The organism is Acinetobacter seifertii (genome assembly GCF_000368065.1).
In the GTDB taxonomy this organism is placed as follows: domain Bacteria; phylum Pseudomonadota; class Gammaproteobacteria; order Pseudomonadales; family Moraxellaceae; genus Acinetobacter; species Acinetobacter seifertii.
This window is the reverse complement of the sequence record NZ_KB851205.1, coordinates 211535-219970: the sequence shown is the minus strand read 5'-3', so window position 1 is coordinate 219970 and position 8436 is coordinate 211535. Positions and strand designations below refer to the sequence as shown.

The window sequence follows — 8436 nt, the reverse complement described above, 5'->3', positions numbered from 1 at the left end:
TGAATAACTTTTTGCACATCCTGTGGATAAATTAACACATAAACTTATCCACAATCTATAAAGTTAATAAAAACAGAGTTATCAACAACTCAAATATATGTTTTTTAAATTTAAAACTACGAAATCCACAGAAAAAGTCCACACTAATAAGAATAAATTTAAATTTTAAAATTTGAATTTATATAATAGGGTCGCATCAAATTGTGGATAACTAAAAAATATGAATTTAAATTCAAATATACCAAACTAGAACCACTTTGACATCTTGGTTTGTTGATAAGTATGTAAATAAGAAGTGTATATCTTAAAAGTCTCAATAAAAATAAACAATTACTTTGTGTATAACTCTTAAATAAGAAAAAGTAGCTAAATATAAACAGAAGGTAGGAAAGTAAAAATTTGACTTAAATACAAAACTTTCTCGGTTTTTCATTGACAGCGTAAACATTGCACAATAAAATCGCGGACCTTTATAGAAAGATCATTTTTGGGAGTTTCAATATGAAACGTACTTTCCAACCATCTGAATTAAAGCGTAAGCGCGTTCATGGTTTCCGTGCTCGTATGGCAACTAAAGCTGGTCGTCAAGTTTTAGCTCGTCGTCGTGCAAAAGGTCGTCATAGCTTAACTGTTTAATTACTGTTAGCTGACCAGACTTGGGTGTGATGGCACTTTACAGTTTTAGCACAGATCGTCGTGTACGCTGTGCTGCAGATTATAAAAGTGTATTTGATGGTGCGCTTTTTAAAGTGCATCAGCCCCATTTTTTATTTCTTGCAAAATTCACCGAACAGCCTAATAGCCGTTTGGGTATTGTCGTTGCTAAGAAAAAAGTGCGCCGTGCGCATGAAAGAAATCGAATAAAGCGTCTTGCCCGTGAGAGCTTTCGTCTTAATCAGCCGAAATTTGGGTTAGACATAGATGTTGTTGTAATGCCTAAAGTTGGTATTGAAACGATTACGAATGCTGAGCTATATCAACAATTAGATTTTGCTTGGCAAAAATTACAACGCTTGGCAAAAAAACATTCTAAAGTTGTCCCAACCTCGCAGAACTAAGAGATGACCAATGGTTCGTATTTTGCGTTGGTTGATTCGTCTGTATCAAATTGCGATTAGTCCGCTTCTTGGACCCCGTTGTCGTTATATTCCAACTTGTTCCCAATATGCGATAGAAGCATTACAAACTCATGGTGCAATTAAAGGCGTTTGGTTATCTTCTAAACGTATTTGCCGTTGTCATCCGTGGGGAGGCTCCGGATATGATCCGGTACCGCCAAAAGCAATTCGTTTTATTTCGTTTCATCAAATAGATTCTCAAACGCATCATGTTGCTGTACCCTTTCGTGATCGTTTAATGAAGCAAAATCTCTCTAACCATTTGGGGTAATAGATATGCAACAATGGGCCAGGTTTGCAATTCTCGGGGCCATGTTTGTCACCGCATATTTGCTCATTTTGGCTTGGCAAAAAGATTATGGAAATGCTGCAACTGCACCGCAACAACAAGCGGCGGCTGTAAGTTCGCATGAAGTATCTGCTGATTTGCCAAATGCCAAAACTGCAACAGTGGCTTCCGATGTGCCACAAGCAAATATTGCGCAGTCACAAACCACAGATGCAACTGCACCTGTGAATCAACAGCTTATTTCAGTACAAACTGACCTTTACCATATTTGGATTAATCCAAAAGGTGGTGATATTGTTCGTATTGAATTACTCTCTCACGACAAAAGCAAAGACAGTAATCAACCTTTTGTTATGCTTGAAAATGATGCCAAGCGTACATATGTTGCTCAATCTGGCTTAATTGGTTTGAATGGACCAGACAGTAGTCGTGGTGGTCGTCCGTTATATGCGGTTGAAAAAACATCATATACTTTGGCTGATGCTAAAGGTGTACAAGATCAAAAGGGTCAAGCTGAAAAAGTTTTAAATGTTCCTATGGTATTTAAAACACCAGAAGGCGTTGAAATTATTAAAACTTTCACCTTTACTCAAGGTCAGTATCCAATTGTTGTAAGCCATCAAGTCATTAACCGTAGCCAACAAAATTGGCAAGGTCAGATGTTTGGACAATTAAAGCGCGATAACTCTGAGGATCCTGGTAAGTCTTCTCAAGGTATTTTCACACTAGGAACTTTCTTAGGTGGAGCATGGGGTACGCCTGATTCACACTATAACAAGCTTAAATTTGCTAATTTCTCAGAAGAAAAAGTAAATACTGAAGCTAAAGGTGGATGGGTTGCGATTGTTCAGCATTATTTCGTTAGTGCTTGGATTCCTGGAAATCTTAAACTGACCCAAGCAAATGGTCAGCCTTATGTTGCGAAGCTTGAATCTCGTCAGTCTGCGGATCATATGAATATTATTGGCTTTACGTCGCCAGTAATTAATGTTCCAGCTGGCACTTCAATGGAAGTAGATGCGAAGCTTTATTCAGGTCCAAAAGTACAATCTGAATTAAAAGATTTGGCTGTAGGTTTAAACCAGACTGTTGACTATGGTTGGTTATGGCCAATTGCCAAGTTGTTGTTCTTAGGTCTTCAATTCTTCCATAGCATTGTAGGCAACTGGGGATGGTCGATCATCTTGCTTACCATTATGGTGAAGATGATTTTGTGGCCTTTATCTTCAAAAAGTTATCGTTCTATGGCGAAAATGCGTGTGATTGCACCAGAAATGCAACGCATGAAAGAAGAGTTCGGTGAAGACCGTATGCGCTTCTCGCAAGAAATGATGGCACTTTATAAACGTGAACAAGTTAACCCACTGTCAGGTTGCTTACCATTATTGCTACAAATGCCAATTTTCCTTGCTTTGTACTGGGTACTCATGGAAAGTGTGGAATTGCGTCATGCGCCATGGTTAGGCTGGATTCAAGACTTGTCAGCAATGGATCCTTGGTTCATCTTGCCATTAATTATGGGTGCGACAATGTTTGCTCAGCAAATGTTGAACCCGCAACCTGCTGATCCAATGCAAGCTAAAGTATTCCGCATTATGCCGATTATGTTCACGGTATTTATGTTGTTCTTCCCTGCAGGTCTAGTGTTGTACTGGATTGTGAACAACAGTATTACTATTTTACAGCAGTCGTTTATTAACAAGAGTGTTGCGAAAAGTCGTCTAAACAAGACTGAATCAGCATCTTAAACGTTGAACTTTTGCTGAATCAATCCGCTTAAGATGGTAATCTTAAGCGGATTTTTCTTTGGCTGTATTTTGGGTTTTTTAGGTGAGTAATATGCAAAGTCAAACCACAATTGCCGCAATTGCAACGCCACCAGGGCGTGGTGGAGTGGGCGTGATTCGCTTATCTGGACCTAAGGCCTATGAAATTGCTCAAAAGCTGACGCAAAAAAACTTGCCTGAAGCCCGTATGGCTGGTTTCCGTAAGTTTTATGATGTAGATGGAAGCATCATGGATGAAGGGATAGTTTTGTGCTTTCCAAATCCGCACTCCTTTACTGGTGAAGATGTTGTTGAGTTACAAGGTCACGGCGGTCCAGTTATTCAAAATGCCTTGCTTGGTCGCTTATTTGAGCTTGGTGCAATTGCTGCAAAAGCTGGTGAATTCTCCATGCGAGCTTTTGAAAATGGCAAAATGGACTTGGTACAAGCTGAAGCGATTGCGGATTTGATTGATGCGACTTCGCAAGCTGCGGCTCGTTCGGCAGTCCGTTCTTTACAAGGTGCCTTTTCAACAAAAATTAATACAGTTCTAGAAAAACTGATCCATTTACGATTGCATGTAGAAGCTGCAATTGATTTTCCTGAAGAGGAAATTGATTTCCTAGCAGATGGCAAAATTTTAGCTTTACTCGAAGATGTTCAGCAGTCAGTACATGCAGTTCAAACATCTGCACGACAAGGACAACTTTTGCGTGAAGGTTTGCAAGTTGTGATTGCGGGTAAACCGAATGCGGGTAAATCGAGCTTGTTAAATGCACTTGCTGGTGTAGAGCGGGCTATTGTGACCGATATTGCTGGTACTACTCGCGATGTTTTGCATGAAAAAATTAGCTTAAATGGCTTACCAATCACTTTAACAGACACGGCCGGCCTTCGTGAAACGGGAGATGTGGTCGAAAAAGAAGGGATTCGCAGAGCAATCAAGGAAATTGAACAAGCTGATTTATTGCTGTTGGTTTACGACTTAAATCAAGGTGATGACCCATTACAACTCGCTCAAGAATATTTTGCTGAACATATTGAGCCTCGGCGCTTAATGTTAATTGGTAATAAATGCGACTTAACCGGTCAATTAGCCGAAATCACTGATTTTCAGGGGTTCCGTCATATTACAGTTTCTGCAAAACAAGAGATGGGTGTACAAGGCCTCGTAGATGCGATTACAGCGCATGCAGGTTTTCACCCTGAGGAAGATACGTTTATTGCAAGAACACGCCATTTAGACGCAATGAAGCGCACACAACTCTATCTTTCAGAAGCACGTGAGCAACTTGTTGTATTTAACGCTGGTGAGCTTGTTGCCGAGTCATTACGCCTTGCTCAAAATGCTTTAGGTGAAATTACAGGCGACTTTAGCGCTGACGACCTATTAGGCAAAATCTTTGGTTCTTTCTGTATTGGAAAATAATAAAAAAACTGGATGATGTAGAGTGCTATGTCATCCAGTAATTTCCTTAGCCGTATCTCTTTAAAACTTTTAAAAATTCCTCTAACTCATTTTGATCAACTTCTGCACCTTGAAGTACATGGTGGTGTAAGTGTTGTTCCATCAATTCACTCATTAAACCGTTTATTGCACCTTTGATCGCTGCAACTTGCTGCAAAATATCGATGCATGAGGATTCTGGTTGTTCTATCGCATTTTCGATGCTGTTGATTTGCCCTTTTAGTCGTTTTACACGATTAAGAATTTTTTTATCCTGACCAATGTGACTCATCTGTTTTCTCTTAATAATTTAATATACTGGTAGGGAGTATATTGGGTTTAAATGTTATGCACGGCTATAGTGTATCACGTCATGATCAAAATCAGATTGAGAAAGCTTTTAAAAGCTGTTTATGTTCCACGTGAAACATTGGATTAACTAAGTGGGAGTTTGGTTATAACTCGTAATCAGCTCTGTTTTGATAAGATGAACTGATTAAAATGATATTCTTTCCTCTCTATGAGTCGGTTTTATGCTTAAAAAATTAGGAATATTGGCATTATTTAGCTTAACTACAAGTTTGAGTTTCGCTAATGTGGATACTGTTAGGGAAAATATTAAAAAACAATATCCTAATTTGAAAATTAGCAATATTCAGAAAACCGAAATGCCCGGACTATATAGCGCTAATCTGGATCAACAAATCATTTACCTTGGTGAAGATGGTCAGCATATGTTGGTAGGTTCTATGATTCGCTTAAAAGATCAGAAGAATTTAACCAAAGACTTAGTTTTAGGGCAAAACTCAATTGATTGGAAACAATTGCCTTTAAAAGATGCTATTAAAACAGTTAAAGGTAATGGTCAGCATGTTTTAGCGGTATTTTCTGACCCAAATTGCCCTTACTGTAAAAAGCTTGAACCTGAGCTAGATAAGCTTAAAGACGTAACAATTTACACGTTTATCTATCCTTTAAAACCTCAATCTATTGTCGTTTCCAGACAAGTTTGGTGTGCACCAAACCAATCATACTCTTGGAAAAAGCTAATTGAACAAGGTGTTAAACCAACGGTTGCGAGCTGCACAAACCCAATTGACCGAAACTTGGAGCTTGGAAGAAAATTAGGTTTTAATGCTACTCCTACTCTGATTTTTGCAAACGGTTTTAAATTGGTAGGTGCAAGGTCTGCTGAAGAAATTCAGGAAGTCTGGAAAGAGCTAGGTCTATAAATATATTAAAAAAAGCACCATAGGGTGCTTTTTTATGAATGAACTAAAGTTTAGCTTTTTCGTGCAATCAAATTGTAAATAAACAAAATAATGACGGCACCAATTACGGAAGCGATAAAGCCCGCAGCTGAATTTTCTCCGTAAAAGCCAAGTAAGCGACCACCATAAGTGGCTAGAAGTGAACCTGCAATACCAATTAAAGTGGTAACGATAAAGCCTGCCTTGTCATCACCTGGATGCAAAGCACGAGCGATTAAGCCAGCGAAGAAACCAACCACAATAGCAACAATAAGTGACCACATATTTGTTCTCCAGTTGTTTTTTTGATGAAGTTAATGATTTTGCTTCATATTCTATCGTGCGACAGAGCTGTCTATTTTGTCTGTAGCAGATTGCGACTTTTTGTGTCTTTTTTGTTCAAAGCTAAAACCTTATATAAAAAAATAGCACCTTATGGTGCTATTTTTATGAAATTTATAGGCCAATTTCACCAATAAAAGGCAAATGACGATATTTTTGATCGTAATCTAGGCCATAGCCCACAATAAACTTATCTTCAACTTCAAAACCTAAAAATTTAACTTCGAGATCAATTTCACGGCGAGACGGTTTGCTCACTAATGTGCACAATTGAATCGAATTTGGCTCGCGAGTTTGCAACATTTCCACAACTTTGCTTAAGGTGTTACCTGAGTCGATGATGTCTTCAACCACTAGTACATCTTTACCGCGAATTTCACCGTCAAGATCTTTTAAGATTTTAACATCTCGGCTTGAAGTGGTACCACCGCCGTAGCTAGACACTGTCATAAAGTCGAGTTCGTGTGGTTTGGTAATGGTACGGCATAAGTCTGCCATAAAAATAACAGAACCACGAAGTAGACCAATCAGAACCAATTCTTTATCACTATTTGCATAGTGAGAATTGATTTGCTCGCCGAGCTCTTTGACTTTTGCTTGAATTTCTTCGGTTGAAATCATGATGCTCATTGCAACAGTCATGGCAGATTCCTACAAGATATAAAAGAAAAAATAAAAAAGGTGTTGACCTGCAACACCTCGAAAATTTGAGTTAATGGTAAAATTTTAAAGCAAAATCACGTTTCATGCACCCTTTGAAGGAGTTGAAATTTTATGATTTTGCTGAATATGTCGATCACGCTTTAACGCAACAGCACATATTCCAAATAATAACAAAAACTTAACAATGCCTTTTTTACTGGGCTGTTTCTTTTTGATAAGCACGTTTTCCATAAACATAAGTCGCCTCAATATTACGGTCATCACCTAAAGTGAATAATGCAAATAGGGAATCTTCAACAGACTTAGATTTAGACTGGCGAAGTTGCTGTAATGCTGTTGGTTTGAGATTCAGTACCACAAAGTCTGCTTCTTTGCCGACGTTGAAGTTGCCTAACTGATCTTGTAGATCAAGTGCTTTTGCTCCGCCTAGCGTGGCATGATAAAGCGCCTCATAAGCTGAAAGTTTATCACCTTGTAACTGCTGAACCTTATAAGCCTCGTTAACAGTTTGTAGCAAACTAAATGATGTACCCGCACCGATATCTGTCCCTAAACCTACTTTCACTTGTTTTTCCCATGTCTTTTTCAATGGGAATAAACCACTGCCTAAGAACAGGTTTGAGGTTGGACAAAATGCGATAGCTGACTGCGTATCATGCATACATTGCCATTCTTGATCTTCTAAGTGAACGCAATGCGCAAATACAGAACGTTTACCAGTTAGGCCATAATGTTGATAAACATCTAAATAGCCCGCTTGTTCTGGAAATAAAGATTTCACCCAAGCAATTTCATCTTTGTTTTCACTTAAATGAGTATGTACATAAACATCCGGAAACTCTTGTTTTAACTGCCCTGCTCTTTCTAACTGTTCAGGTGTAGATGTTGGTGCAAAACGTGGCGTAATTGCATATAGAGCACGGCCTTTACCATGCCATTTTTCAATGAGTGCTTTAGTGTCGCTGTAAGCCGTTTCTGGGGTATCACAAAGCGCTTCAGGGGCATTACGGTCCATGAGTACCTTACCGGCGATTAAACGCATCTGAACGTGTTCTGCGGCTTCAAATAAGGCATCCACAGACTCAGGATGAACTGTACAGAAAACGAGGGCTGTGGTTGTACCGTGTTTTAATAGCTCTTGAACAAAGAACTGGGCAATTTCACTTGCGTATGCTTTGTCTTGAAACTGGATTTCGGTTGGAAATGTATAGGTATTAAGCCAGCTTAAAAGTTGCTCGCCGTAAGCTCCCACCATTTCAGTTTGCGGAAAATGAATATGGGTATCAATAAAGCCGGGTACAATCAATTGTTCTGGGTAATGTTGAACCTCAACTCCAGCAGGAAGATGCTGTTGAGCGTCTTCCCATGCACCAAACCATTTGATTTTTCCATGTTCACTAATCAATACACCATCTTCTAGATAACGCACTTGATTTGGAATATCAGTTGGCTCAGAGACAGTTTGTTGAATATCTAAAAAACGACCACGCACAACGGTGGTATTTGCGATCAATGACATGGAAAGCCTTTATATTTTCACTTTTTTCGATTGATTGTACCC

At 38.9% G+C, this 8436-nt stretch carries 10 protein-coding genes; 6 read left to right on the top strand and 4 right to left on the bottom strand.

The genetic code is table 11. The features are described 5' to 3' along the window. Window positions 1-501: 501 nt before the first annotated feature. The 5 genes from rpmH to mnmE all read left to right on the top strand — a co-directional run bounded on the left by rpmH (window position 502) and on the right by mnmE (window position 4602). Complete coding sequence (rpmH, locus tag F985_RS24890; protein ID WP_000831329.1) at window positions 502-636, top strand: 50S ribosomal protein L34; 135 nt, start codon at window positions 502-504, stop codon at window positions 634-636. 29 nt (window positions 637-665) lie between these two features. Further along, entirely contained in the window at window positions 666-1058 is a 393-nt protein-coding gene (gene rnpA, locus F985_RS24885; RefSeq protein ID WP_004706196.1) for a ribonuclease P protein component, read from the top strand. 10 nt (window positions 1059-1068) lie between these two features. Beyond that, window positions 1069-1389, top strand: coding sequence for a membrane protein insertion efficiency factor YidD (yidD, locus tag F985_RS24880; protein ID WP_004706194.1), 321 nt, complete (start codon window positions 1069-1071; stop codon window positions 1387-1389). Window positions 1390-1394: 5 nt separating this feature from the next. Continuing rightward, on the top strand, window positions 1395-3155 hold the full coding sequence (gene yidC, locus F985_RS24875) for a membrane protein insertase YidC (protein ID WP_004706192.1): 1761 nt from the start codon (window positions 1395-1397) through the stop codon (window positions 3153-3155). 91 nt (window positions 3156-3246) lie between these two features. Further along, the gene (gene mnmE / locus F985_RS24870; RefSeq protein WP_004706190.1) at window positions 3247-4602 is read left to right on the top strand and encodes a tRNA uridine-5-carboxymethylaminomethyl(34) synthesis GTPase MnmE; all 1356 of its coding nucleotides are present in this window, start codon (window positions 3247-3249) and stop codon (window positions 4600-4602) included. A 46-nt stretch (window positions 4603-4648) separates the two neighbouring features. Here mnmE and F985_RS24865 read toward each other — a convergent pair whose 3' ends face one another. Continuing rightward, window positions 4649-4912 (bottom strand): metal/formaldehyde-sensitive transcriptional repressor, encoded by a 264-nt coding sequence (locus F985_RS24865; protein WP_004706188.1) that lies wholly within the window; start codon window positions 4910-4912, stop codon window positions 4649-4651. Window positions 4913-5153: 241 nt separating this feature from the next. Between F985_RS24865 and F985_RS24860 the strand changes: the two genes are divergently transcribed. Further along, window positions 5154-5852: a DsbC family protein gene (locus F985_RS24860; RefSeq protein ID WP_004706186.1), complete on the top strand. Its 699-nt coding sequence runs from the start codon at window positions 5154-5156 to the stop codon at window positions 5850-5852. Between the two features lie 50 nt (window positions 5853-5902). On the opposite strand, the gene F985_RS24855 is transcribed toward F985_RS24860, so the two are convergent. The 3 genes from F985_RS24855 to guaD all read right to left on the bottom strand — a co-directional run bounded on the left by F985_RS24855 (window position 5903) and on the right by guaD (window position 8394). Next, window positions 5903-6154, bottom strand: coding sequence for a GlsB/YeaQ/YmgE family stress response membrane protein (locus tag F985_RS24855; RefSeq protein ID WP_004706183.1), 252 nt, complete (start codon window positions 6152-6154; stop codon window positions 5903-5905). A 172-nt stretch (window positions 6155-6326) separates the two neighbouring features. Next, the gene (hpt, locus tag F985_RS24850) at window positions 6327-6854 is read right to left on the bottom strand and encodes a hypoxanthine phosphoribosyltransferase (RefSeq protein ID WP_000214980.1); all 528 of its coding nucleotides are present in this window, start codon (window positions 6852-6854) and stop codon (window positions 6327-6329) included. 214 nt (window positions 6855-7068) lie between these two features. Next, window positions 7069-8394 (bottom strand): guanine deaminase, encoded by a 1326-nt coding sequence (guaD, locus tag F985_RS24840; protein ID WP_004706179.1) that lies wholly within the window; start codon window positions 8392-8394, stop codon window positions 7069-7071. Between the last annotated feature and the right edge of the window lie 42 nt (window positions 8395-8436).